Origin of the sequence: Paenalcaligenes suwonensis, from assembly GCF_011290505.1 — a bacterium.
GTDB lineage: Bacteria > Pseudomonadota > Gammaproteobacteria > Burkholderiales > Burkholderiaceae_B > Paenalcaligenes > Paenalcaligenes suwonensis.
In genome coordinates this window covers 567,851-593,650 of the sequence record NZ_JAANPV010000001.1, presented here as the reverse complement: position 1 = coordinate 593,650, position 25,800 = coordinate 567,851, and the positions used below count along the sequence as shown (strand labels likewise).

Genomic DNA, 25,800 nt, shown 5'->3' with positions numbered 1-25,800 from the left:
TGCCCAGCATTAATGCAAAATTTGGCTTAAAAACTCTTTGGTTCTAGGGTTGTCTGGGTGGTCAAAGAAACGGTCTGGTGTGTTGACCTCGATAATCTCGCCTTGATCCATAAAGATCACACGGTCAGCCACTTTGCGCGCAAAGCCCATTTCGTGTGTCACACACAGCATGGTCATACCGGACTCGGCCAAACCCGTCATCACGTCTAGCACTTCTTTCACCATTTCAGGGTCCAACGCCGATGTAGGCTCGTCAAAAAGCATAATCTTAGGATTCATGCATAACGACCGCGCAATCGCCACACGCTGCTGCTGCCCACCAGACAACTGGCCGGGATATTTATTGGCTTGTTCCAAGATGCGCACACGCTCTAAGTATTCCAGCGCTTTGGCTTCAGCTTTGGCTTTAGGCTGTTTTAGCACCCATACAGGGCCTAAGGTCAGGTTCTCTAATACGGTTAAGTGCGGAAACAGGTTGAAATGCTGAAACACCATACCCACTTCACGCCGTACTGCATCAATTTGCTTCAGATTATTCGTCAGCTCAATGTTATCCACAAAAATGTGGCCGCGTTGATGTTCTTCTAAGCGGTTAATACAGCGAATAAGGGTAGATTTACCCGAACCTGATGGGCCACAAATCACAATACGCTCGCCTTTGGCGACGTGCAGATTAATGTCCCGCAACACATGAAAATCACCGTACCACTTGTGTACGTTTTCTAAACGAATAATGGCTTGTTCTGCCATATAGAACTCCTTCTCAACCCAAGATCAACGTGGGGACTGGACGTTTTGCTTAGGAGCGCTGTCCATGGTTCAGACTTTTTTCTAATGACTGACTATAGCGGGAAATGCTGTAGCAGAACACGAAATAAATCGCGGCAATAAATAGGTAAGCTTCAGTGCTGTAACCTCGCCAAGCAGCATCTGCCAACGCAGCTTTCGCAGCCTGAGTTAAGTCGAAAATACCAATAATCACTACCAGCGAGGTGTCTTTAAACAAAGAGATAAAGATGCTCACCAGCGGAGGAATAACGATTTTTAATGCCTGTGGCAGCACGATTTTGTGCATGGTTTGCCAGTAGTTCAACCCAATGGACTCCGCACCTTCGTATTGCCCTTTAGGTACGGCCTGTAAACCACCTCTGACCGTTTCCGCAATATACGCAGCCGCAAATAAGATGATGGCGATCTGTGCTCGCAACAACTTATCAATGCTGAAGCCTTCGGGTAAGAACAGTGGCAACATCACCGATGACATAAATAACAGGCTGATCAGAGGCACGCCTCGTATCAACTCAATGTAAATCACCGATACCGCTTTCACCGCAGGCAAGTGTGAACGTCGGCCTAATGCCAGTAGCACGCCTAAGGGAAACGCAAATGCCAAACCGAATGTGGATAACATCAGTGTTAAGGGCAAGCCACCCCATCTACTGTTATCCACATAGCTTAAGCCCAAAATACCGCCCCACATGAGCACACCAAAGCCGGTGAGCCCTATAGTCCAGATCACGGCTAGCCACGCGTTCCAAAAGCGCCTAAAGCAGCTCAGCACCAGCATCAAGATCAGCACTAACGATGCTAACAACGGGCGCCACTGCTCATCAAACGGGTAGACACCGAATAGAATTAACCGGTGTTTTTCTACAATAAAAGCCCAACAGGCGCCTGTGACTTCCCTACATTCTTGGGCGGATGTGGCCGTGAAGTCAGCATTCAGTAGCCCCCACTCTACCAAAGCAGGAATGGCCATTAATAACAACCATGCCACCAAAACGGTGAGCAAAGTATTTAATGGAGTAGAAAATAGGTTCTGACGCAGCCAACCCAATACACCCACTTGTTGGCGTGGCGGAACAAGCACAGAAGAAGCAGATTTAGTTTGCATAATTAGCGCTCCACCAAAGCTAGACGTCGGTTGTACCAGTTCATAAACACCGAAATGGACAAACTGACGGTAAGGTAGGCCGCCATAATAATCAAAATACCTTCAATGGCTTGGCCCGTTTGGTTCAAGGTGGTGTTTACCACTGACACAATATCGGGGTAGCCAATTGCTACGGCTAACGAACTGTTTTTGGTGAGGTTCAAATACTGGCTAGTCATAGGGGGAATAATCACCCGCAACGACTGCGGCAAAATCACTAACCGTAGTGTTAAGCTGCGAGCCAACCCTATGGACTCGGCGGCCTCCCACTGACCTTTGCTGACGGCTTGTATACCAGAGCGCACTACTTCAGCAATAAAGGCTGAGGTATACACCACTAAGCCCAACAATAATGCAGCAAACTCTGGCGTTAAGGTGGTGCCACCTTGAAAGTTAAAACCGCGTAGCTCGGGGTAGTTGAGGTGCAAGCCCTCACCACTTATCCACAGCAGCAATGCAGGCAAAGCGATCAACAACAATACGCTAATGCGCAATACGGGTGGCATACGCCCAGTTTGAGCTTGCCGCTTTCTCGCCCAATGTGCAAACAACACACTGATGATAATAGCGATGGCTAAACCACCTAAGATCCAGCCCCAGGCATCACCTTCTAACGTAGGCAACTTCAGCCCACGGTTAGACATAAACACACCGGGCAACGGCGCGTAAGCATCTTTAGGACGCGGTAGGGTCTCGGTAATTAAGGCATACCAGAAAAACAGTTGCAGCAGCAGTGGTACGTTACGCATCACCTCCACATACACCGAAGCTACTTTCTTCACTAACCAGTTACTAGAAAGTCGCGCTATGCCCAAGATAGTACCTAGCACGGTCGCTAAGATAATACCGATGACAGAGACTTTTAACGTATTGATTAAGCCCACCACGATGGCACGGCCATAGGTGTCAGAAGGCTTGTAATCAATGCTCATCTCGCCAATGGCAAAACCCGCTTCACGATGCATGAAATCGAAACCGGTAGAGATGTTGCGTACAGCAAGGTTATGCAAGGTATTGCTAACCAAGTACCACACGCCAAAGGCCAATAAGCCAATAATCACGACCTGATAAATAATCCCCCTTGTGAAAGGATCATTCCAGGAAAAACGAATTTTTGTAGAGTTATGGTTGTTCTTATGCTTTGCCATATTCCGTCTGTCTCTTCAAACAGCCATGTAGTGGCAGACCGGAAGAACCCCTTCCGGTCTGATCTGGCAACAGAGTTCAGCTGTTACTTAACGCACTGGCCAGCCATACATTAAACCACCATTTTTCCATGTAGCGTTCAAACCGCGCTCCAATTTCAGAGGGGTTGGTGCTCCCAAGTTACGGTCAAATACCTCTCCGTAATTACCAACTTGCTGAATGATATTAAACGCCCATTTGTCATCCAGCTTCAGGCCTTTACCCATTTCGCCCGACACACCCAGTATACGTTGTACGTTGGGATTATCACTTTTGAGCTGTTCTTCTACGTTTTTAGAGGTAATGCCATATTCTTCCGCTTCGTTCATGGCATTCAGCACCCAACGCACTAACAAGAACCACTCTTCATCACCTTGGCGCACCATAGGGCCCAACGGTTCTTTAGAAAAATCCTCCGGCAAGATAACGAAATCGTCTGGGCTAGCTTGCGCGGCACGCATCGCTGCCAAACCTGATTTATCGGTGGTGAAACCGTCGCAGCGATCAGCCAAGAAAGAGCGCATGGCTTCATCTGGGTTATTAATCACTACAGGATTGAAATCCAAATTATTGGATCTGAACCAGTCAGCCAAGTTAAGTTCGGTTGTAGTGCCTGGCTGCACGCAAATAGCGGCTCCATTCAACTCGGTAGCGCTGTTGATGCCTAAGCTTTTTTTCACCATTACGCCCTGACTATCGTAATAGTTCACACCTGCACTAATTAACCCCAAGGTAGTATCGCGCGCCATCGTGGCCGTGCTATTACGGGTTAAGACATCGATCTCACCCGACTGCAAGGCGGTAAAACGCTGCTGTGTCGTTAGTGGCGTCACCTTAAACTTGGTGGCATCACCAAAAATGGCTGCGGCTATGCCTTTACATAAATCCACATCAATGCCGCCCCACTGCCCTTTACTGTCTGCAATGGAAAACCCCGGTAAGCCTACGTGTACCCCACACTGCACAAAGCCTTTTTGCTTCACTTTGTCTAGGGTTTCGGCGGCGTACGTCACACCAGAACTCATCAATACTGCCACAGAACTCAACAAAATCGTTTTAACGATCTTCATGGATGTCTCCTATAGAGATTTACTTGTGGTAAATACAGCTGATCCTACTGCTAACTTTGGTCAAGTTTTATCCATCCTACCTATTACACACAGATTAAAACATCCGCACTTTCCCTTTAGCGATAAAATAGACAAGCGCTCGGATGTAACGTCCGATTCCCTTCATCGTTTCCTGCCAATCTCATGCCATGATCCGGTTTCAACACGTTTTCAAATCTTACGGTCGCGGAAAAAACATTCTCGCGGACATCAATTTTGAAATTGCAGGTGGTGACTTTATTTTTGTCTCCGGTCCATCTGGGGCAGGTAAATCCACATTACTGAAGCTGATTGGCGGCTTAGAAGCCCCCAGTCGTGGCAGCATTTACCTAAAGGAACAGCGCGTAGACCAGTTGGCCGCTCGTGCGCGCCCTTACCTACGCCGCGCGGTAGGCGTCATTTTGCAAGATACACACTTGCTGTATGACCGCAGCGCCATTAACAACGTGTTGCTGCCCTTAGAAGTACAAGGTGTGGAACGATCTGTGGCCCTCAAGCGTGCGCGCGCTGCCATGGAAAAAGTAGGGCTTGCAGGAAAAGAAGGCTTCACTCCTATTGAGATGTCTGGTGGTGAACAACAGCGCTTGGCCATCGCCAGAGCCATTGTGAACCGCCCTGCTATTGTGATTGCCGACGAACCCACCGCCAACCTAGACGCCGCTAGCGCAAAACGCATTATGGATGTGTTTCTAGACTTTAATCGCGTCGGCGTGACTACCTTAATCGCCTCGCACGACCGCGCTTTAATGGCCCAATATGCACGCCGCACCCTACTTATTGAAGAGGGTAGGTTTTCTGATTTTGCAGGTGTAGCACTATGAACCGTTGGTTACGTCAACACCGCTATGCGGCAAGCACAGCCTTTGGCCGCCTGATTCATCAACCTTTTTCATCGCTCGCCAATATTCTGGTGATTGCCTTAACCTTGGCCGCCCCCTTAATTGGTTGGGCGTTGCTGGTTTCGGCACAACCACTGGTGAAAGACCTACCGGTCAATCCTGAGATTACCTTGTATTTGAAGCTGGATACCTCGGCTGAACAAGCGCAAAAGCTCTCTAGCGAATTGCGCCAGCAGTATGCTGATGAGGTGTTGTCGGTGTCCTTTATTGATCGCGACAAAGCCTATAAAGACCTACAAAAAAACCCACTGTGGGCTGACGCATTAAGCACCTTGGGCGAGAACCCCTTGCCCCATAGCTTGGTACTTAGCCTAAACGACTCACCAAACCAAGCCGGTGTAGCCGAGCAACTAGCAGCCGAGTTAGCCAACACACCAGCGATAGAGCGTATTCAACTGGATAGCGACTGGTTAAAACGCTTGGACTCCCTGCTGCATTTTGTACGTGTGGCACTGAGCTTACTGAGCTTGTGCGTAGCGGTCATCATGATTGCCACCGTATTTAATACGGTGCGCTTACAAGCACTGAACCAACGCGAAGAAATTGCCGTAGCCCGTTTAGTGGGCGCTACAGAAAGCTTTGTGCGTAGACCCTTTTTGTACCAAGGTGCTATCACAGGGGTGGCCGCTAGCCTAGTGGCTATACTACTGGCATGGCTAGCACTACCGTTGCTCAGCGAAGCATTGAATCGCCTAGCAGCCAGTTACCAGCAACATGTGCAATTGCACTTGCCTGATAGCCTAAACCTTCTTAGCGCAACAGTGGTTATCGCCCTGATCGCAGCCTTGGCTGCCCGATGGTCCGTTACCCGCAGTACCCGGTTTTAAGTAATGAGTAGTACACAGAATTTAGCCGCGCGAGTTGTCGCGTGGCAGGCTAAACATGGCCGTCACCATCTGCCTTGGCAACAAGAGCGCACCCCCTACCGAGTGTGGCTATCTGAGATCATGCTGCAGCAAACGCAAGTCACTACAGTGATTGATTACTATCAGCGTTTCCTAGAGCGTTTTCCTACTGTTGCAGACCTTGCCAGCGCCACCCAAGATGACGTCATGCCCTACTGGGCAGGCTTAGGTTACTACGCTCGCGCCCGCAACTTACACCGGTGCGCACAACAAGTCATGAACGAACATGGTGGTAGCTTCCCACCCTGTAGTGAGCAGCTTGCGACCTTACCCGGCATAGGCCGCTCTACCGCCGCCGCTATTGCTTCTTTCTGTTTTGGGGAACGTAGCCCCATCATGGATGGTAACGTGAAGCGTGTTTTCACACGTTACTTTGGTATTCACGGCCATCCTCAACAACGCCAAATCGAACTCAAGCTATGGGGCCTCGCCGAAGAGGCGGTGGCCTGTAGCCCTGCTGATCTAGACATGGCTGTCTACACACAGGGCTTAATGGATTTAGGCTCTATGCTCTGTACGCGTAGCAAACCTAACTGTGCACAATGCCCTTTAGTGGCAGATTGCTATGCTCACGCCCATCAACAAACAGCGGAGCTACCCACACGTAAACCTCGAGCTGTACAGCCCGAGCGTGAATGCCATGTGTTGATTCTGGAGGCAGACGGTCACGTACTGCTAGAGCAACGTCCTGATAGTGGTATTTGGGGCGGCTTATGGACCTTGCCGCAGTTTGAGCATTTGGAAGGCCTGCAAGACTTTAGCCAAAGCTTAGCCATTACGTTGCCAGCGCAATCCAGAATGGCTGCAATGCTGCATGTGTTTAGCCACTTCAAGCTGCATATCACCCCCTGGTTTGTGCAACGTGCTGAGTTACCTACCCAGCACGACAACCAACATTGGGTAGCGATAGAAGACTTGCCCGATACGGCGTTACCCGCCCCCATACGCAAGCTTTTAGATGGGCTATACCCTAGCCCTGAAACGGAACTGGCAACCTTGTTCTAACCCTTAGGGGTTCAGTGAGGGTGGCTTATAACGATGAATGTTCATCAATAAGCCACATGCCACGCCTAACGTAAGCAGTGCCGTACCGCCATAGCTCATAAAGGGCAGTGGCACACCTACCACCGGTAAAATACCCGTCACCATACCGATGTTCACAAACACATAAACAAACATCATCATCGCCAGCGCACCTGCCACCAAACGGCCAAAGGTGTTATTAGCATGAGCGGCAATACTTAGACCACGAATAATGACCAAGGCATACAGCACCAGCAACATAATGCCGCCGTACAAGCCAAATTCTTCAGCAAACACGGCAAACACAAAGTCGGTCGTACGCTCAGGGATAAAATCCAAATGGGTTTGGGTACCCATCATATACCCCTTACCGTACACCCCACCTGAGCCTACCGCGATCATAGACTGAATGGTGTGAAAGCCTTTCCCTAAGGGATCCATGCCCGGATTCAGTAACGTGCACACCCGCCCTTTCTGGTATTCGTGCAAGACAATCCAGTCAAAACCCGGCGCACATAGCGTATCTTCGTAATACAGTACTAGCCCTAAACCTACGGTAATCGCTATCGCAACAGGCACCAGTAACCAGAACGACAATCCAGCGAAGTAGATCACGCTAAAGCCCACGGCAAACACGAGCAATGCTGTGCCCAAATCGGGTTGTCGCACAATAAGTAAGAAGGGAATAGCGAGCAAAACACCAGCGATGAGCAGATCCATCAGCTTCATCTTGGCACCTTGGTAATGATGGAAATACCAGGCCAACATCAATGGCACCGTGATTTTCAACATTTCAGAAGGCTGAATACGCGCCACGCCCAAATCTAACCAACGTTTGGCACCTTTACTGGTTTCGCCATGAAACTCCACGCCCAGCAACAAAATAATGGAGAAGGCGTACACATAAGGCGTCAGACGCATAATCCACGGCAATGGGATTACCGCCACTATCCACATCACAAAAAATGCCACGACAAAATAGCGTGACTGGTCGGCAAAGCGCCAATCGGTACTGCCCACCGCTGAATGCATCACCACCAAACCTAAGGTGGCTAACAACAGCAGCAAACACAGCAGTGGCCAATCAAAAATAGTGATGGCGCGTAAACCCCATTGCATTAAACGCTTCATGGCTTCTTGCGCTCCTCTAGCCAGTAGTCATAAAGACGTCGTGCAATAGGTGCTGCTTGAGTCGCACCCCAACCTGCATTTTCTACAATTAACGCAATGGCAATTTCGGGATCATTAGCTGGCGCATAGCTCATAAATAAAGCATGGTCACGCAAGCGCTCATCAATGGCTGAGGCCCTATATTTGCTACCACGCAAACTAAACACCTGTGCCGTACCGGTTTTACCCGCCGCGTTGTACTTCGTACCCGCGAAGGCTCGTCGCGCTGTGCCTGACTTAATCACATCTGCCAAGGCATCTTTCACCACCTTGATGTGGGCAGGATCTATAGGCAGTTGATACGGCGCCTCTGTGACTGCCATGCTACTTTCGCCTGTTTCAGTATTGATGGTCTGACGTACTAAATGCGGCTTAATGTAGAGCCCATCATTTGCCAAAGTAGAAGTAGCCTGCGCCAGTTGCAACAGAGTAAAGGAGTTATAGCCTTGCCCAACCGCCACAGAGATGGTTTCACCCGCATACCAACGCTGATCGGCGGGTTTTTTATAGGCTTGGCGTTTCCACTCGCGCGACGGCAAAATCCCACGTCGCTCACCATCTAGATCAATACCGGTAAGCTGTCCAAAACTAAACTGCTTACTGAAGTCATGCAGTGCATCTACGCCAATCTCAGGGCCTAGTGAATAGAAGTACGTGTCAGACGACACCACTAACGCCCTGTGCATGTTGGTTGGCCCATAGGCCGCGTTACCCGCGTTACGGAAACGTTGCCCACCGAACTCGTAATAGCCCGGATCCGAAATTCTATCGTTAGGGCCACGTTTATTGAGTGCCAAGGCGGCCAAGGCCACAAAAGGCTTATAGGTAGACCCAATAGGGTAGGTACCAAATAAAGGACGATTAATAAGCGGATGATCTGGCGACTCATTGAGTTTGCGCCAGTTTTCCACATCAATCCCGTCTACAAACAAATTAGGGTCAAAAGAGGGAGCCGACACAAACGCCAAAACCTCGCCGGTTTTGGGCTCAATAGCCACCAACGCACCACGTCGACCCTCGAAAAGTTTCTCGGCCTCACGCTGCAAGCCTATATCAATAGACAACTGCAGGTTTTGGCCTGGCACGGGGTCTACCCTATTTAGCACGCGCACAGGGCGACCCGAAGCAGTGACTTCCACCTCTTCTACACCCGTTTGCCCATGCAAGGCTTTTTCCCACGACTTCTCGATGCCTTTTTTACCGATGTTCAGTGTGCCACGATAATTCCCTAATTCACCGGCTTCGTCTAAACGCTGTTCATCGGCTTCAGAAATACGTCCTACATACCCAATCACGTGGGCCGCTGACTCGCCTTGTGGGTATTCGCGTACCCACCGTGCTTGTAGGCTTACGCCCGGAAAACGAAAAGCATGTGATGCAAACCACGAGGCTTCTACCTCGTTAATGCTATTACGTAGCAGCACGTCGCTGTAGCGGTTGTTCTGCCCTAAGGCCAACTTAAAGCGCCGTCTATCGCGTTCGCTTAAGTACACAATCTCGCCCAGATTATCCAGCAGATCATCAATGCTACCTTCTACCTGAGCAGGTACGACGCTTAAGGTGTAGTCGCGATAATTGCGCGCTAATACCACACCATTTCTATCGGTAATCTCACCACGTCTTGGAGCAATAGGTACCACAGCAATACGATTACGGTCTGCTCTGGCCGCTAAGCCTTCGTACCTATCTACTTGCAAATACCACAAACGCGCACCCAACAACGCCAACAACCCTACCCCTATTACACCGGCCACCCAGGCACGTAATAAGGTACGCTGTTTATGTAGTCTGGAGGTTTTCTTGAACTCGAACATGGTGCGCGCTAGGGTTAAGCCGAGCCGTCATCGGCCTCATCCAACCTGCGATGTGGCAATAACAATAGAAAATCAGCCAATGGCCAGAGCACACCAGTCAAAAGTGCAGCAGCCCCCCACGACCACCCCGCCCATTCGCCTGCAAACCAAGCATGTAGAAGCTGCGGTATGGCACTCGCCACGAAGAACACCGGCAGTAAATACACCATCTGTGCAAACGCACCAAATAGCAGCAAGCGCCTAGACAACACGATCACGCCATAGCACGCTAACACGTATGCCATGCCATGCTCGCCTAGGAAACTGGAATCATGAGCATCCATGAACAGCCCCAGCACAAAGGCCATCAGCATGTTGACTTTGCGCGGCTCGTGCAAGGTCCAGAACGCTAACACAAGCATCAGGAAATCAGGTGCGTACTCCCAATGTCGCCATGGCAACATAGACAATACCCACACCAAAAATACCGAACCCCACACCACCAAGCCACTGGACTCATTTTTAAAGGGCGAGGCATCAATGGGCTGCAGTGAACTTAGCGAAGAGCCGCCTTTACGGGGCTCGCGCCCTACATGCTTATTCATCGGCGTCCTCCTGCTCCAACGATTTACGTGCAGACTCTTCAACCAGCAACACAAGGAAGTGTCGATAACGTTCGGGGTAAGACAGCGGCGTACCTACCGCCACACCAAAACCAGTCGCCACATCGCGATCCACACTATCCACACGCGCTACCGGCAAACCAGCTGGGAATAACCCACCAATACCGCTGGTGACTAAGACATCACCCACTTCAATATCCACGTCCGAGCTTAAGTACCGCACTTCTATGCGCGAACCTACGCCACCGCCAAACGCGATCAGACGTAAACCACTGCGCAAAATTTGTACGGGTATAGACAGCTTATCGTCGGTAATGAGTGCAGCTTCGGCCGTATAGGGTGTGACACGAACAATCTGCCCTACCACGCCACCATCATCAATGACGGGCATGCCTGCTTGGATACCGTGCGAAGAGCCTTTGTTAAATACCAGACGTCGGTTAAACGCATTAGGCGGCTCATATAACACTTCCACCGCGACAGAGGGCTGCGTTACTGCATTAGCCACTTGCAACAAGCGACGTAGCTGCTCATTTTCTACCGAGAGCTGCGCGGCATGCGTGGACAACTGTGCGAGCTCTACACGTTGACGTTGTAGAGCTTCTTTTTCGGTGCGCACCAACGCGGCTGAGTCTCGCCAACTACTCAGATAGGAAGCTAAGTCACCGGGCGCCATGGCGGCTCGCTGGAAGGGGTACACAATTACGGATAACGCCCGCCTAGCAGGCTCCAGCAATGTACTGCGCGCATCAACAATCATCAGCGCCAAAGCCAGAATCACAAAAATTGCTACTCGTACCTCTGCAGAGGGCCCACGCCTAAAAAGCCGAATAGAGCTTTGTTCTTGCATGCATGAACCGAACAGAAACCCGGCAAACAGGTTGCTTGCCGGGTGAGACGATTATTAATCGTAAATAAACACCGCACCCAGTTTTTCTAGGTGTTCCAGTGCTTCCCCACACCCACGTACTACGCAGGTAAGCGGGTCGTCTGCTACCACTACAGGCAAGCCTGTTTCTTCTTGCAGCAGGCGATCCAGATCATGTACCAATGCACCACCACCGGTCAGCGCAATGCCTTTTTCGGTAATGTCAGCACCCAATTCTGGAGGGGTTTGTTCCAAGCCGATTTTTACAGCCGAAACAATCTGATTCAAAGGATCTGTTAGTGCTTCCAGAATTTCGTTGGAAGACACTGTGAAACTGCGTGGCACGCCTTCAGACAGATTGCGGCCTTTTACTTCAATTTCGCGAACCTCAGTACCGGGGAAAGCAGAACCGATTTCTTTCTTGATGCGCTCGGCAGTAGGCTCACCAATCAGCATGCCGTAGTTGCGACGAATGTAATTGATGATAGCCTCATCAAACTTATCGCCACCAACGCGTACAGAACCCTTGTACACCATGCCGCCCAAGGAAATTACGGCAACTTCAGTAGTACCACCACCGATGTCTACTACCATGGAACCACTGGCATCTGACACAGCCAAACCCGCCCCAATTGCGGCAGCCATTGGCTCTTCAATCAAATACACTTGGCTAGCACCAGCACCTAATGCTGATTCGCGAATTGCACGACGTTCAACTTGTGTAGAGCCGCAAGGCACACACACGATGATTCGCGGGCTAGGTGCAAACATACTGCGTGGATGCACCATACGAATGAACTGCTTAAGCATTTGTTCAGTAACCGTGAAATCGGCAATCACGCCGTCTTTCATGGGACGTATAGCTTCAATGTTGCCAGGTACACGACCCAGCATCTGTTTAGCCTCGTGACCAACAGCTTGAATAATTTTTTTACCGTTAGGTCCGCCGTCATGGCGAATTGCGACGACGGAAGGCTCGTCCAGCACGATCCCTTTGCCCCTTACATAAATAAGGGTGTTGGCCGTACCGAGATCGATTGCCATATCGCTTGAAAAGTAACTGCGTAGGAATCCGAACATGGGCGCGCTATAAGTTGAGAGTGGGAAACTAGTAGGTATTTCCCGCGCCATTCGTCGCAGCATGCCAGCGCTATCAGCCCAAGGCACCGTGACGAACACACAAAATACCCTAAAAGATTAATGATAACGTATTATCGCCCGCCCATTTGACAGAATTAGAGGCGGATACGGCTATATTCATTACTAAATGTTTTTTTTCGTATTCAGATTAGGGATTCCCCCAAATCCTCCACGATAGAATCCTGTCATAATACGAAAAATGTTAGAAAACTATCAAATCGTCCATGAATCCAGCGCGTCCTCGCTCCTATTTATTGCAACGCTTAGAACACTCCCACACTGAAGGGACGGCATCTGAGCGACGCATCGCGGGCCACATGTTGAATAACTTGGGCACCCTACCTTTTGAAACATCTGCCAGCCTTGCTAAAAAACTCGGCATAAGCGAAATCACTGTAGGGCGTTTCTGTAGACAGCTAGGGTTTAAACACCTTAAAGATCTTAAACAGAATTTGCGTGACGATTTAGGCAATAGCCCGTGGCTAGAAGGCGAGCGCATGCAAGACTTTCTTGCCAGACGTTCTACCACGACGCCGCACGACTACGCACGTAGCCTTGAACTCAGTATTGCTGCTCAAGTTCGTGTGTACGAGCTAACTCGCTCCCCTTCTTGGGGGGCTATTACACAGCGCTTAGCCCACGCCCCCGAAGTACTGATTGCTGGTTTCCAAACCGAGCGTGGTGTAGCGGCTAGCATGGCCCATTTGTTGCAATATATACGCCCAGGCGTACAAATCGTGGATAATGCAGCGGGTCACTTCAGTGAAGCCTTGCTCACTAAACCAGACAATGCAACACTTATTGTTTTTGACGCACGTCGTTACTCTTCTCATGCGTTACTGCTTTGTAAAAAGGCACGAGAACGAGGACTTCCTGTCACGCTGGTCACCGACCCTTTTTGCGACTGGGCTGACGCTAATGCTGACGAAGTGCTACGTGTTCCTACCGAGATAGACCTATTTTGGGAGTGCACAGCACCCATGCTGGTGCTGGCCCATCTATTGGTCAATGAGGTTTTTGTACTGCTGGAGAGCCAGGCGGAGCAACGTCTGAATCAGATTGCCAGCCTGAATCATGAGTTCGTCGGCTATACCTCTTTCGACTGAACTTGCCGCCTAATTAACTCCCGTGCGCTAGACGCACCCACTTACACACTGGAGTCCTTCATCATGAAACTCTCGCTAAAAGCTCTTTGCCTTGCTGGCGCCTTAACCGCGTTTTCAGCTCAAGCCCAAGAAACCATTCGTATCGGTATTGAAGGTGCATACCCTCCGTTTAACGCGGTAGACGCGTCTGGCAAACTCTACGGTTTTGACGTAGATATCGCCAACGCCATGTGCGACAAGATGCAAGTGAAGTGTGAGCTGGTTGCTCAAGATTGGGATGGCATTATTCCTGCTCTACTTGCCAAAAAATTTGATGCAGTCGTGTCTTCCATGGTGGAAACCGAAGAGCGTTTGCAACACGTTGCGTTCAGTGAGCCCTACTACTACACCGTACTGTCCGTTGCTGTTCCTGTAGACTCTGACATCACCAGCACTTCTGCCGAGGCCATGAAAGACAGCGTTGTGGGTGCACAATCCGCGTCTACTCAAGGCATGTACGCTGAAGACGTATACGGTAAGGCTGGTTCAGACGTGCGTTTGTACCCTACACCGGACGAAGCGGGCGCAGACCTGATCAATGGCCGCCTAGACGCTATGGTTCACGACAAATTCCCACTGTTGGAATGGTTGGAAAAAAATAGCGAAGGCTGCTGCAAACTGTTGGGTGACTTGCCCGGCACAGAAGGCAAAACCAGCGTGGCCCTGCGCAAAGGGGACGATGAGTTGCGTGAGCGCTTTAATAAGGCAATCGACGATATTCGTGCTGACGGTACCTACCAAGAAATTTCCCAACGCTACTTCGGCATGGACATTTTCCGCGTTCAATAAGCTAGACGGACTTTTTACATGCTTGATCTGCTAAGCCTGCTTTCCTTTGGGCAGGGGGGCTGGGGCGGTGCACTCTTAATGGGTGCACTGGTTACCATTTCCCTGACTCTGTGCTGTATTCCTTTTGGCCTGCCCTTAGGCCTGCTGGTTGCGGTTGGCACCCGCTCTCGTCGACGCTTACCGCGTGCGGCGGCAACGGTTTTCTCTACGGTATTTCGTGGTCTACCCGAGTTATTGACGCTGCTGCTGGTGTACTACGGCGCACAAATGGGTATACAAAACATCTTGCAACGGCTGGGATACGAAACGGAATTCCACATTAACGCCTTTGCTGCTGCCGTATTTGCATTTAGCTTAGTGTTAGCAGCCTTTTCCAGTGAAGTCTGGCGCGGTGCGTTTAAAACCATCCCCAAAGGCCAACTGGAAGCTGCGCGTGCCTTGGGCTTATCTAAACGCACAACCTTTTTGCGCATCACACTGCCACAGTTAATGCGTGTAGCCCTGCCCGGTTTATCCAACAACTGGCTGACCTTACTAAAAGACTCTTCTTTAGTTTCCAGCATTGCGTTGGTAGACCTGATGCGACAAACCAACTTGGCTGTCACAGCCACTAAAGAACCCATTTTGTTCTACAGTGCCGCCTGCGTACTCTATTTGATACTGTCCGCATTATCTGGCGTCGTATTTAACCGTGCCGAGCGCTATTTCGGCCGCCACCATCAAGAGGCACGGTCATGAACGAAACTGTCTTCAACATACTGTCTACCTTTTTAGACGCAAGCCTATTAGAACGATACGGCATGCGTATGCTAGATGGCCTATGGGTCACCATCAAACTCGTCGCGTTCTCGTATACGCTGGGTATGGTGTTGGGCTTGTTACTGGCACTAGGCCGTTTAAACAAGAACCCACTGCTGCAGTACAGCTGCCGCGCCTATATTTACTTCTTCCGAGGCTCTCCCCTGCTAGCACAGCTATTTTTGCTGTACTACGGTTTAGGCTCATTGACAGCCTTCTGGAAAGACATGGGTTTGTGGTGGTTCTTCCGCGATGCGTGGTATTGCGCACTGTTAGCCTTCACGCTAAATACAGCAGCCTACCAAGCCGAGATTTTCCGTGGCAGCTTGCAAGCTATCCCTAAAGGCCAATTCGAGGCCTGCCGCGCACTAGGTCTGAAGCGCTGGACAGCCATGCGCAAAGTGATCTTGCCACAATCTACGTTAGTGGCCATAGGGCCGTTGGGCAACGAGCTTATCCTCATGATTAAAGCCAGTGCGATTGCGTCATTGGTGACTGTTTATGATGTGATGGGTGTAGCCAAACTCGCCTTCTCTCGAAGCTTTAACTTCGAGGTTTACCTGTGGGCAGCGGTACTGTACCTAATCATTGTGGAAATTATCCGCAGGCTATTGCGCCGTATTGAGTCCCGCTTGTCACGTCACATTCTGCACGAATCATGAGTCAAAACCTTTCCCCCTCCACACTGGATGTGCTGGTGCTGGGCGCCGGTATTCTGGGTGTCAGCACAGCGCTACACCTGCAACAACGTGGCTTACGCGTAGGCTTAATTGACAAGCAAACACCTGGCCAAGGCACAAGTTTTGGTAATGCTGGCCTAATAGAACGCGCCAGTGTCATTCCTTATGCCTTTCCACACAGCCCTACTGCACTGCTACGTTATGCGGGCAACCGTCAGCCTGATGTACGCTTTCAATGGAAAGCTCTGCCAGCATTAGCCCCCTGGTTGTACCGTTACTGGAAAGAGTCATCACCCCAGCGCCTTGCTGCTGCAGCCGACGACATGCTGCCATTAATTGAGCGCTGCATTACAGAGCATGCGCCGTTTATCCGCGACTCTAATCAGCAGCATCGTATTCGTGAAAATGGCTGGATTGATATTTACCGTGATCAGCAAGCCTTTGCGAGTGCGGCAGTGCAAGCTAAACGGTTAAGCCAGCAATACGGTTTAGAAGTACAAATATTGAATGCCACTGCAATGCGCAGTACCGAACCTGCTTTGGCCACCACGCACAATTTGGTAGGCGGTATTCATTGGCTAGACCCTTGGACAGCTTCTGCACCCGGTGCTTTAGTGCAAGGCTATGCCGAGCTATTCACCCAACGTGGCGGCAGTTTTATTCGTGCTGAAGTCAGCGCGCTTACTCCACAAGAAGCTAACTGGATTGCGGCGACTACCTGCGGCCCCATTCATGCCAAACAAGTGGTTATTGCGCTGGGCCCAGATGCCACGCCATTATGCCAATCATTGGGCTACGACATTCCGTTAGTGCAAAAACGTGGCTACCACCTGCACTTCCAACCCAGCGACCAGACCCCTGCCCCCGAGCATTCGTTATGTGACTCGCAGGCTGGTTTTGTGCTGGCGCCTATGGAACAAGGGGTGCGCTTAACAACGGGTGTAGAACTGGCTAGCCCTGACGCTGCCCCCAACCCTGCCCAATTGCACGAGGCCGAGCGTATTGCGCGCCAATACTGGCCATTGGGCAAAGCGGTAGAAGCTGAACCTTGGATGGGCCGACGCCCTTGCACTCCCGATATGCGCCCCATTATTGGCGCAGCGCCCAAACATGAGGGTTTGTGGTTTAACTTTGGTCATGCCCATCATGGCCTGACACTGGGCCCTGCCTCAGGCCGATTGCTGGCCGAGATGATGACGGGCGAAATCCCCTTCACAGACCCCACCCCGTATTCCGCACAACGTTTTATCTCTCCCCGGAACTGATACTCATGTCGCAACTTCTTGACGCCCAGCCTACGGACCGCGCTCCTGCTTTCTCAGAAAACAGTCCTACGGTGATACAGATTCAAGGGCTGAACAAATGGTATGGCGAATACCATGCTTTACGGGATATCAATCTGGAAGTACGCCAAGGCGAACGTATTGTGCTGTGTGGCCCATCCGGTTCGGGGAAGTCCACGCTCATACGCTGTATTAACCAATTAGAAGCCGCCGAAAAAGGCAGCATTGTGATTGATGGCGTAAACGTCATGCAGCAAAATGCACAAAGCGTACAAACCTTGCGTAATGTGGGCATGGTGTTTCAGCACTTTAATCTGTTCCCACACATGTCGGTTCTCGATAACTGCACACTGGCGCCCATGAGCGTGAAAGGCCTAAGCCGCGCTCAAGCCGAGGCAGAAGCCCGCAAGCTGCTGGAAAAAGTGGGTATGTCCGGCCATGCCGAAAAATACCCCACGCAACTATCTGGTGGCCAGCAACAACGTGTAGCCATTGCTCGCACCTTGTGCATGGACCCAAAAATCATTCTGTTTGATGAGCCCACTGCTGCGCTTGACCCCGAAATGGTTAAAGAAGTCTTGGACGTCATGGTGAAATTGGCGAGCAGTGGCATCACCATGCTGTGCGTGACCCACGAAATGGGCTTTGCCAAACAAATGGCTGAACGCGTGCTATTTATGGACCAAGGCAGTATTTTGGAAAACTGCAGCCCAGCAGAATTCTTTGCTGCCCCCAAGACAGACCGCGCACGCAACTTCCTGCAGCAAATACTGTAAAACGTTATTTTCATACCTGCGGTCCACTGTCGCTGGCTCGCAAAAAACCTGCCCCGTATAATGGGGTCATCAGCGTGGCCGTGCGAATTGGCACCAGCCGCGCTAAAATACGAAATTCCCGTCATTTGCCTGCTTAGCTAGCTGCATAGACTTTGTAGCTAGCCAAGCAGATACCATCCATACTCCGGAATCACTATGGCAATCTCTCAGCAGGATGTCGCTCGCATCGCACAATTGGCGCACATTGAACTTTCGCCGGAGCAGACTACTCAGGCTACTCAAGACTTCGAGCAGATTATTGGTCTTATCGGCAGCTTAAAAGCTGTAGATACCACTGGTGTAGAGCCCATGGCCCACCCGCTTGAAGCCATTCAGGAAATTGCCCTGCGTCTGCGTCCAGATCAGGCTGCACCTACTGCCACAGAAACAGAACGCGCAAACCTAATGGTTAATGCGCCCGCGCAAGACCACGGTCTGTTCCTTGTGCCTACTGTCATCGAGTAATCCAAACATGTCCCTACTCAACCAATACAACTCCCTACAAAGTCTGGGTATGGCGTTGCGTGACAAAACATTCAGCGCACGCGAACTGGCCCAAGACACCTTGCAACGTATTGCACAACAACCCGAGCTGAATGCGTTTCTGCACGTTGATGCAGACCTGACATTGCAGCAGGCAGATGCCGCTGACGTCTTGTTGACTCGTGGCAATGCAACGGCGTTGACCGGTATTCCTATTGCACACAAAGACGTCTTTGTGACACGCCACTGGCGCACAACGGCCGGTAGCAAAATGCTGGCGAATTACGTCAGCCCCTTTGATGCAACCATCGTAGAAAAAATCCAAGCAGCAGGTGCTGTACATTTGGGTAAATTGAACTGCGACGAGTTTGCCATGGGCTCCGATAGTCGCAACTCGGCCTTCGGTGCTATACAAAACCCTTGGAATAAACTGCACTCCCCAGGCGGTTCGTCTGGTGCTTCTGCCGCCGTTGTCGCAGCAGGTTTGGCCTTGGCTGCAACCGGTTCCGACACAGGTGGTTCTATTCGCCAGCCTTCAGCATGGTGCGGTGTAAGCGGTATTAAACCTACCTACGGTACCGTGTCCCGCTTCGGTATGATTGCTTACGGTTCCAGCTTGGATCAAGCAGGCCCTATCGCCCGTCATGCTAGCGACTTGGTAGAACTGCTGTGCACCATGAGCGGTTTCGACGAGCGCGACCCTACAAGTTTGCAAGACTGCCACGGTAAAGCCAATACTGGCGAACGTGTGCGCGACGACTACCAACAATGGAATGCTCGTTTTGCTGAACAAGGTAGCAAACCGTTGGCTGGCCTGCGTATTGGTCTGCCACGTGAATACTTCACTAGCGACCTGAACCCTGAGATTGCTCGCCATATTGATGCTGCCATCCAGCACTTTGAAAGCTTGGGCGCTACCCGTGTAGATATTTCGTTGCCCCTGACTCGCGAAGCTATTCCTGCCTACTACATCATTAGTCCAGCAGAAGCCTCTAGCAACCTGTCACGCTTTGATGGCGTACGTTTCGGCCACCGCAGCGCGTCGTACAACAATCTAGAAGAAATGATCAGCCGTTCACGTGCTGAAGCCTTCGGTGGTGAAGTGATCCGTCGTATTTTGGTAGGTACTTACGTACTTTCTGAAGGCTACTACGATGCGTACTACCTGCAAGCACAGCGTGTACGTCGCATGATTGCCGATGACCTGCAAAAAGCCTTCAGCAGTTGCGATGTGATCATGGGCCCCGTTTCCCCTACCCTGGCGACTGCACTAGACAGCAACAGCGCAGACCCTACCGCAAGCTGGTTGGCCGATATTTACACGCTAGGTATCAGCTTGGCCGGTTTGCCAGCCATGTCTATTCCTTGCGGCTTCAGCAACGATGCCCGCCCACTGCCAGTAGGCCTGCAAATTGTAGGTAACTACTTCAACGAAGGCCAAATTCTGGCTCTCGCTTCGCTGTATCAGCAAGATACTGACTGGCATCAACGACAACCGGAAGCAGAATAATGGAATGGGAAATTGTTATAGGGCTGGAAATCCATACCCAGCTTTCGACTGAGTCAAAAATCTTTTCGTCCAGCAGCACACGCTTTGGTGCCGCCCCTAACACGCACGCCAGTGCTGTGGACATGGCGCTGCCTGGTACCTTGCCTGTGTTTAACGCTGCCGCTGCCGACAAAGCCATTTGCTTTGGCTTGGCGGTAGGCGCGCACATTGCACCTAAGTCTGTTTTTGACCGTAAAAACTACTTCTACCCTGACTTGCCTAAAAACTACCAGATCAGCCAGTTTGGTCTGCCCGTAGTACAAGGCGGTACGCTAAGCTTTTTCGTAGGCGAAAAAGAGCACACGATCAACCTGACCCGTGCGCACTTGGAAGAAGACGCTGGTAAATCCTTGCACGAGAACTTCACCGGCCCTTACGGTGAATCCTCCACAGGTATTGACCTGAACCGTGCTGGCACGCCGCTGCTAGAAATCGTGTCCGAGCCAGAAATGCGCTCGGCAGCAGAAGCCGTAGCCTACGCCCGCGCGATGCACAACCTAGTCGTTTGGCTTGGTATTTGTGATGGCAACATGCAAGAAGGTTCTTTCCGTGTGGACGTGAACGTTTCAGTACGTCCTAAAGGCCAAGAAGAATTCGGCACACGTTGCGAGTTGAAGAACATCAACTCCTTCCGCTTTATGGAGCGTGCGATTCACTACGAAGTACGACGTCAAATCGAACTGATCGAAGACGGCGGCACCGTGATCCAAGAAACACGCCTGTACGATGCAGACCGTGATGAAACACGTAGCATGCGTACTAAAGAGAACGCTAACGACTACCGTTACTTCCCTGACCCAGACCTGCCACCACTGTTTATCTCGGCTGAAAAAATTGAAGCCGTGCGTCAACAGATGCCAGAACTACCAGCAACCAAACGTGCTCGCTACGAAGCTGAACTGCAACTAAGCGCCTACGATGCTGCTCAGTTAACCGCTAGCCGTGCTACAGCCGACTACTTTGAAGCTGTAGCTGCACTAGTTGGTGCGGCGAATGCGAAGTTGGCAGCAAACTGGATCAGTGGTGAATTAGCGGCCGCGCTGAATCGTGAAGAGCTGGATATCAGTAACGCCAAAGTGAGTCCTGAACAGTTATCTAAACTGTTGCTGCGCATTGCTGACAGCACCATTTCTAACAAAATTGCGCGCGATGTATTCCAAGCCATGTGGGAAGGTGATCACAATGGCGATGCTGATGCCATCATTGATGCCAAAGGTCTGAAACAGATCAATGACTCTGGCGCGATTGAAGCCATGATTGATGAGGTCATTGCCGCTAACCCCGACATCGTGGAGCAATTCCGTGCTGGTAAAGACAAAGCCTTCAACTCGTTGATTGGCCAAGTCATGAAAGTAGCTAAAGGCAAAGCCAACCCAGGTCAGGTGTCCAGCATCCTTAAAGCCAAATTAGGCTAAGCGCTGCGCTATCTGAACGCAAAAATGGCCGGAAATTCCGGCCATTTTTTATTGGAGCCTGAGGATCGTATTCATCGTACATTCAGGGTCGACTGCCCTTTCTGTAACGGCAGTAAGCTTCTTACTCTCACTACCGATTCTGGATAACGACTGTATTCATCGCACACGCTGGGGGAGTGCGGAACAACTTTTTGTGATTTGAGACACCAAATCAAAAAAGTTTTCCTCCGCCTCCCCGAACTTTTTGCGATTGGTAGGTTTACTACCCTTTCTTAAGCCGCGGTATTGTTCACTTCTGATGTGGATTAACGAGTAGTGGGTTTCTGCGCTCGGCTCTGGTTCAGGATGACGGTTGTATCCATCGCTCATGATGGGGAGCTGCAGAAGAATTTTTTGTGATTTGAGACACCAAATCACAAAAATTTTCTCTCCGCCCCCCCCTGGGGGTTTGGATATTAATAGGTTTACAGCCTTTTCTGTAGTAGCTGTGTCTCTTGCTACAGAAACACACACACCGTGAACAGCGACCTACCTAAAAACCTCTGCAAGCTACGAGCAAAAGGCGGAGGGAAGTATTTTTCAATTTGGTTTACAAATTTAAAAATACTTTCGCAGCCTTAGGCTCATGCAGTCCCATCATGAGTACGTGGGCTGTAAAACTCACTGCACTCAGAGAGAAACTGTCCTTAGGCCACGGCAGACAGTCAGTCGTAGAACTTACGCACTCACACCATAACGTTGACGGTATGCTTCCACTGACTCACGGTGTGCGGCCAATTCGGCATTACCATCCAAGAACGACATTATGTCGCTTAGCGATGCAATGCTAACCACAGGAATACCGTAGCGCTGCTCTACTTCCTGCACAGCAGAATGAGCCGACAACGCATCATCGGCACCTGCACGCTCCATACGATCCAAAGCAATCAACACTGCCGCAGGCTCTGCACCCGCAGCACGGATAATGTCTACAGATTCACGTACTGATGTACCAGCGGTAATCACGTCGTCGATAATCACTACTTTGCCTTGCAACGGAGCACCAACCAAGGTACCGCCTTCGCCGTGGTCTTTTGCTTCTTTGCGGTTAAACGCAAAGGGAATGTCACGACCATTTAAGCCGGGGTGAGCTGCTAATGCGCAGGTGGTGGCGGTTGCCAAAGGAATGCCTTTGTAGGCTGGCCCAAATAGCATGTCAAAGGACACACCGGAATTTACTAAAGCTTGTGCATAGAACTGCGCTAATTTCGCTACAGAAGCACCGGTATTGAATAACCCAGCGTTAAAAAAGTAAGGACTCAAACGGCCTGACTTCACTTTGAATTCGCCAAAGCGCAATACGCCCTGTTCCAGAGCAAACTGAACAAACTCTAGCCGTTGTGACACTGCGTCAACCATAAAACGAACCTTTTAGCGCGTAAAAAGTCCTATTATTTCATACTATGTGTTGAACTTGCTGTATCTCGTTGTCCAAGCAGCTTGAATCCTACATATTGTTGTTCTGTTTTTGGTGAGTATTTCATGCGTCTGCCCGTTTACTACATTTCTCATGGTGGTGGCCCTTGGCCCTGGATACCAGAGGTCGAAGCCTCTTACGCCCCCCTGCGTACCGCCTTAGCAGATATACCCCGCCAGCTAGGCAATCAAAAGCCCAGTGCCATTTTGATGGTGTCAGCACATTGGGAAAGTACCCACGGCTTTAACGTGCAAGGGCACTCCAACCCCAGCATGCTGTACGACTACTACGGCTTTCCGGCTCACACCTATGATGTGCGCTACGCAGCCCCTGGTAACCCAGCCTTAGCTGAACGCGTCAAAGCCTTGCTTGCTGAGCATCAGCTAGATGCACATATTGATGCAGAACGTGGCTTTGATCACGGTGCTTTCGTACCCGCCTACTGTATTTATCCCGACGCCTCGGTACCCATGGTGCAGTTGTCCATACACCAACACTATGACCCCGCCTTACACATACAGTTAGGCAAAGCCATAGAACGCCTACGCGATGAAAACGTATTGATTATCTGTAGCGGCTTGAGCTACCACAACCTGCGTCACTTGGGCCCTAGTGGTCGTGAGCCTTCGGCACAGTTTGATGCGTGGTTAGAAAAAACACTACTGCATGACACACCTGAACAACGCATTCCAGCTATGTTGAACTGGGAGCAAGCGCCCTCGGCGCGTATCGCCCATGCTCGTGAAGATCACTTGGTACCGTTATTTGTGGCCGTTGGCGCTGCTGAACACGATAGCGTGCATAGATTTCACTACCAGCAAGATGCTTTTGGTGGCATTACGGTATCCAGCTACCGCTTTGATGCGGCTCAATAACGAGCCTAGCCCCCACCCTCTTAGGGCTTTCTGGTCAGTACAGAGTGTGGGGGATAAAATAGCGGCTATATGCAGATCGCAAGGGAGAATTAAGCGTTGTTAAAAGTTACGAGTTTGAATCTGAACGGCATTCGTGCTGCCTTTAGGAAAGAGCTACCCATTTGGTTAAAGAGCTATGCTCCCGACATGGTAGCGATGCAAGAAGTACGCATCCAAGATCAAGACCTGACTGAAGCCATGCGTCACCCCGAGGGCTATACCGGTCACTTCAACTTAGCTGAGCGCAAAGGCTATAGCGGCGTAGGTTTTTACTTAAACACGCCTGCCGATAAGGTATGCGAAGGCATGGGTTGCGACGAGTTCGACTCTGAGGGCCGTGTGATTCGCGCTGATTTCAGCAATTTCAGTCTCATTAGCGCTTACCTACCCTCAGGTACTAGCGGAGACATCCGTCAAGACGCCAAATACCGCTTCCTAGCGACGTTTGAGGCATGGATGAATGCCTTGATGCAGGAACGCGTAGAAACCGGCCGTGAGTTCATTATTTGCGGCGACTGGAACATTGCGCACCAAGAGATAGATTTGAAGAACTGGAAGGGCAATCAGAAGAACTCTGGTTTCTTGCCGGAAGAGCGTGCGTGGATGACCAAGGTACTGACCGAGATGGGTTGGGTAGATGTGTACCGCAGTCTGCACCCTGACACCACGGCTGAGTGCTACACCTGGTGGAGCAACCGTGGCCAAGCGTGGGCCAATAACGTAGGGTGGAGGATTGATTACCAAATCGCCACGCCCGGTATTGCCGCTACAGCGCGTCATGCTGAGGTGTATAAAGAAGAGCGTTTTAGTGACCATGCGCCGCTGACGATTCAGTACGAGTGGACGCTATAACAAGTTGCTATGCGGTCATTCTTGATTAACTGACGACCGTATTCATCGCACATGCTAGGGGGACTGCGGAACAACTTTTTGTGATTTGAGACACCAAATCAAAAAAGTTTTCCTCCGCCTCCCCTGGGCCATCTCAACTGATAGGCTTACTGCCCTTTCTTTAGTCGCAGATTGCTTCGCCACAGAAGTACACACAGCTAACAGCTACCTCTACATAAAAACCGTGACATGCAACGAAGGAAAGGCGGATGGAAGTATTTTTTTATTTGGTGTCTCAAATAAAAAATACTTTCGCAGCCTTAGGCTACGGCAGACAGTCGTGAGTAAATGGGCTTTAAAACTAGTTAGAAAGGCTAGCCTTAAGCTACGGCAGTCAGTGGTTGATCAGCCGACTGTTACGCCTAAAGCAGTGAATGTCATGATCATTCACCATACCTATGGCCTGCATCCACGCATAGGTAATAGTAGGGCCTACGAATTTAAAGCCCTTGGCCTTTAAGGCTTTGGATATGTGTTCCGACAAGGGGCTACTGGCTATGCGCGTATGGCCATCATTCACGATGGTTTTGCCATCGGTAAACGACCAACAAAAATCACTAAAACTTTCGCCTTTGCTGGCCATGTCTTCGTAAATTTTTGCACCGTTAATGGTGGCGATGATTTTGGCTCTGGCGCGAATAATACCGGGGTTAGCCATAAGGCGTTCTATGTCCGCCTCGGTATAAGCTGCCACTTTGGCGGGATCAAAATTGTCGAAGGCCAGCCTAAAGGCTTCGCGTTTACGCAGTACGGTAATCCACGCTAAGCCTGCCTGAAAGCCTTCCAACATTAAGCACTCCCACAACAGACGAGAATCGTGAATGGGTACACCCCATTCCTCGTCGTGGTACTGCGCCATCAGGGTGTCACCTTCGGCCCAGCCACAGCGCGTTTGTACGGTTGTTGTTGGTGTGGGAGTTTTCATGTGCTGATG

At 50.6% G+C, this 25,800-nt stretch carries 25 protein-coding genes; 14 read left to right on the top strand and 11 right to left on the bottom strand.

Going from position 1 to position 25,800, the window contains the following annotated elements:
• Nucleotides 1-9: 9 nt before the first annotated feature.
• From GY634_RS02790 to GY634_RS02775, 4 genes are all read right to left on the bottom strand, one after another.
• A complete protein-coding gene (locus GY634_RS02790; protein WP_166407033.1) occupies nt 10-750 on the bottom strand; it encodes an amino acid ABC transporter ATP-binding protein in 741 nt (246 codons plus the stop codon).
• A 49-nt stretch (nt 751-799) separates the two neighbouring features.
• Nucleotides 800-1,894 (bottom strand): amino acid ABC transporter permease, encoded by a 1,095-nt coding sequence (locus GY634_RS02785; protein WP_166407032.1) that lies wholly within the window; start codon nt 1,892-1,894, stop codon nt 800-802.
• Between the two features lie 2 nt (nt 1,895-1,896).
• Nucleotides 1,897-3,081 (bottom strand): amino acid ABC transporter permease, encoded by a 1,185-nt coding sequence (locus GY634_RS02780; RefSeq protein ID WP_166407031.1) that lies wholly within the window; start codon nt 3,079-3,081, stop codon nt 1,897-1,899.
• An 87-nt stretch (nt 3,082-3,168) separates the two neighbouring features.
• Nucleotides 3,169-4,143, bottom strand: coding sequence for an amino acid ABC transporter substrate-binding protein (locus GY634_RS02775; RefSeq protein ID WP_423227283.1), 975 nt, complete (start codon nt 4,141-4,143; stop codon nt 3,169-3,171).
• A 233-nt stretch (nt 4,144-4,376) separates the two neighbouring features.
• Between GY634_RS02775 and GY634_RS02770 the strand changes: the two genes are divergently transcribed.
• From GY634_RS02770 to mutY, 3 genes are read left to right on the top strand one after another with little or no spacing between them, the layout of a single operon-like run.
• Complete coding sequence (locus tag GY634_RS02770) at nt 4,377-5,048, top strand: cell division ATP-binding protein FtsE (RefSeq protein WP_166407029.1); 672 nt, start codon at nt 4,377-4,379, stop codon at nt 5,046-5,048.
• On the top strand, nt 5,045-5,953 hold the full coding sequence (locus GY634_RS02765) for a cell division protein FtsX (RefSeq protein ID WP_166407028.1): 909 nt from the start codon (nt 5,045-5,047) through the stop codon (nt 5,951-5,953). The genes GY634_RS02770 and GY634_RS02765 overlap by 4 nt, the downstream gene beginning before the upstream one ends.
• A gap of 3 nt (nt 5,954-5,956) precedes the next feature.
• Complete coding sequence (mutY, locus tag GY634_RS02760) at nt 5,957-7,036, top strand: A/G-specific adenine glycosylase (RefSeq protein ID WP_166407027.1); 1,080 nt, start codon at nt 5,957-5,959, stop codon at nt 7,034-7,036.
• Nucleotides 7,037-7,039: 3 nt separating this feature from the next.
• Here mutY and rodA read toward each other — a convergent pair whose 3' ends face one another.
• From rodA to GY634_RS02735, 5 genes are read right to left on the bottom strand one after another with little or no spacing between them, the layout of a single operon-like run.
• Nucleotides 7,040-8,185 carry a rod shape-determining protein RodA gene (gene rodA, locus GY634_RS02755; protein ID WP_166407026.1) on the bottom strand — a complete coding sequence of 382 codons (1,146 nt, stop codon included), beginning with the start codon at nt 8,183-8,185 and terminating at the stop codon, nt 7,040-7,042.
• Nucleotides 8,182-10,038: a penicillin-binding protein 2 gene (gene mrdA / locus GY634_RS02750; protein ID WP_166407025.1), complete on the bottom strand. Its 1,857-nt coding sequence runs from the start codon at nt 10,036-10,038 to the stop codon at nt 8,182-8,184. The genes rodA and mrdA overlap by 4 nt, the downstream gene beginning before the upstream one ends.
• Nucleotides 10,039-10,052: 14 nt before the next feature.
• Complete coding sequence (gene mreD, locus GY634_RS02745) at nt 10,053-10,622, bottom strand: rod shape-determining protein MreD (RefSeq protein WP_166407024.1); 570 nt, start codon at nt 10,620-10,622, stop codon at nt 10,053-10,055.
• Nucleotides 10,615-11,490 (bottom strand): rod shape-determining protein MreC, encoded by an 876-nt coding sequence (gene mreC / locus GY634_RS02740; RefSeq protein WP_166407023.1) that lies wholly within the window; start codon nt 11,488-11,490, stop codon nt 10,615-10,617. The genes mreD and mreC overlap by 8 nt, the downstream gene beginning before the upstream one ends.
• Nucleotides 11,491-11,544: 54 nt before the next feature.
• A complete protein-coding gene (locus tag GY634_RS02735) occupies nt 11,545-12,588 on the bottom strand; it encodes a rod shape-determining protein (protein WP_135863817.1) in 1,044 nt (347 codons plus the stop codon).
• 284 nt (nt 12,589-12,872) lie between these two features.
• Here GY634_RS02735 and GY634_RS02730 point away from each other — a divergent pair, with 284 nt between their 5' ends.
• The 9 genes from GY634_RS02730 (at nt 12,873) to gatB (ending at nt 21,605) form a co-directional block, all read left to right on the top strand.
• The gene (locus GY634_RS02730; protein ID WP_166407022.1) at nt 12,873-13,754 is read left to right on the top strand and encodes a MurR/RpiR family transcriptional regulator; all 882 of its coding nucleotides are present in this window, start codon (nt 12,873-12,875) and stop codon (nt 13,752-13,754) included.
• 63 nt (nt 13,755-13,817) lie between these two features.
• Nucleotides 13,818-14,582, top strand: a complete 765-nt coding sequence (locus GY634_RS02725; RefSeq protein WP_166407021.1) for an ABC transporter substrate-binding protein — start codon at nt 13,818-13,820, stop codon at nt 14,580-14,582.
• Between the two features lie 18 nt (nt 14,583-14,600).
• Nucleotides 14,601-15,320, top strand: coding sequence for an ABC transporter permease (locus GY634_RS02720; protein WP_166407020.1), 720 nt, complete (start codon nt 14,601-14,603; stop codon nt 15,318-15,320).
• Nucleotides 15,317-16,042, top strand: a complete 726-nt coding sequence (locus tag GY634_RS02715) for an ABC transporter permease (protein WP_166407019.1) — start codon at nt 15,317-15,319, stop codon at nt 16,040-16,042. The genes GY634_RS02720 and GY634_RS02715 overlap by 4 nt, the downstream gene beginning before the upstream one ends.
• The gene (locus tag GY634_RS02710) at nt 16,039-17,325 is read left to right on the top strand and encodes an FAD-dependent oxidoreductase (protein ID WP_166407018.1); all 1,287 of its coding nucleotides are present in this window, start codon (nt 16,039-16,041) and stop codon (nt 17,323-17,325) included. Before GY634_RS02715 ends, GY634_RS02710 begins: the two co-directional genes overlap by 4 nt.
• A 5-nt stretch (nt 17,326-17,330) precedes the next feature.
• Nucleotides 17,331-18,119 (top strand): amino acid ABC transporter ATP-binding protein, encoded by a 789-nt coding sequence (locus GY634_RS02705; protein WP_278249000.1) that lies wholly within the window; start codon nt 17,331-17,333, stop codon nt 18,117-18,119.
• A gap of 195 nt (nt 18,120-18,314) precedes the next feature.
• Nucleotides 18,315-18,623, top strand: a complete 309-nt coding sequence (gene gatC / locus GY634_RS02700; RefSeq protein WP_166407017.1) for an Asp-tRNA(Asn)/Glu-tRNA(Gln) amidotransferase subunit GatC — start codon at nt 18,315-18,317, stop codon at nt 18,621-18,623.
• Nucleotides 18,624-18,630: 7 nt separating this feature from the next.
• Nucleotides 18,631-20,151, top strand: coding sequence for an Asp-tRNA(Asn)/Glu-tRNA(Gln) amidotransferase subunit GatA (gatA, locus tag GY634_RS02695; RefSeq protein ID WP_166407016.1), 1,521 nt, complete (start codon nt 18,631-18,633; stop codon nt 20,149-20,151).
• Nucleotides 20,151-21,605, top strand: coding sequence for an Asp-tRNA(Asn)/Glu-tRNA(Gln) amidotransferase subunit GatB (gene gatB, locus GY634_RS02690; RefSeq protein ID WP_166407015.1), 1,455 nt, complete (start codon nt 20,151-20,153; stop codon nt 21,603-21,605). Before gatA ends, gatB begins: the two co-directional genes overlap by 1 nt.
• A gap of 717 nt (nt 21,606-22,322) precedes the next feature.
• On the opposite strand, the gene pyrE is transcribed toward gatB, so the two are convergent.
• Nucleotides 22,323-23,003, bottom strand: coding sequence for an orotate phosphoribosyltransferase (pyrE, locus tag GY634_RS02685; protein ID WP_166407014.1), 681 nt, complete (start codon nt 23,001-23,003; stop codon nt 22,323-22,325).
• Nucleotides 23,004-23,126: 123 nt separating this feature from the next.
• Here pyrE and GY634_RS02680 point away from each other — a divergent pair, with 123 nt between their 5' ends.
• Together GY634_RS02680 and GY634_RS02675 are read left to right on the top strand one after the other, a co-directional pair.
• Nucleotides 23,127-23,936, top strand: a complete 810-nt coding sequence (locus GY634_RS02680) for a DODA-type extradiol aromatic ring-opening family dioxygenase (RefSeq protein WP_166407013.1) — start codon at nt 23,127-23,129, stop codon at nt 23,934-23,936.
• A gap of 96 nt (nt 23,937-24,032) precedes the next feature.
• The gene (locus GY634_RS02675) at nt 24,033-24,827 is read left to right on the top strand and encodes an exodeoxyribonuclease III (RefSeq protein WP_166407012.1); all 795 of its coding nucleotides are present in this window, start codon (nt 24,033-24,035) and stop codon (nt 24,825-24,827) included.
• A 373-nt stretch (nt 24,828-25,200) separates the two neighbouring features.
• Here GY634_RS02675 and GY634_RS02670 read toward each other — a convergent pair whose 3' ends face one another.
• Nucleotides 25,201-25,791, bottom strand: coding sequence for a DNA-3-methyladenine glycosylase I (locus tag GY634_RS02670; protein ID WP_166407011.1), 591 nt, complete (start codon nt 25,789-25,791; stop codon nt 25,201-25,203).
• Nucleotides 25,792-25,800 lie beyond the last annotated feature (9 nt).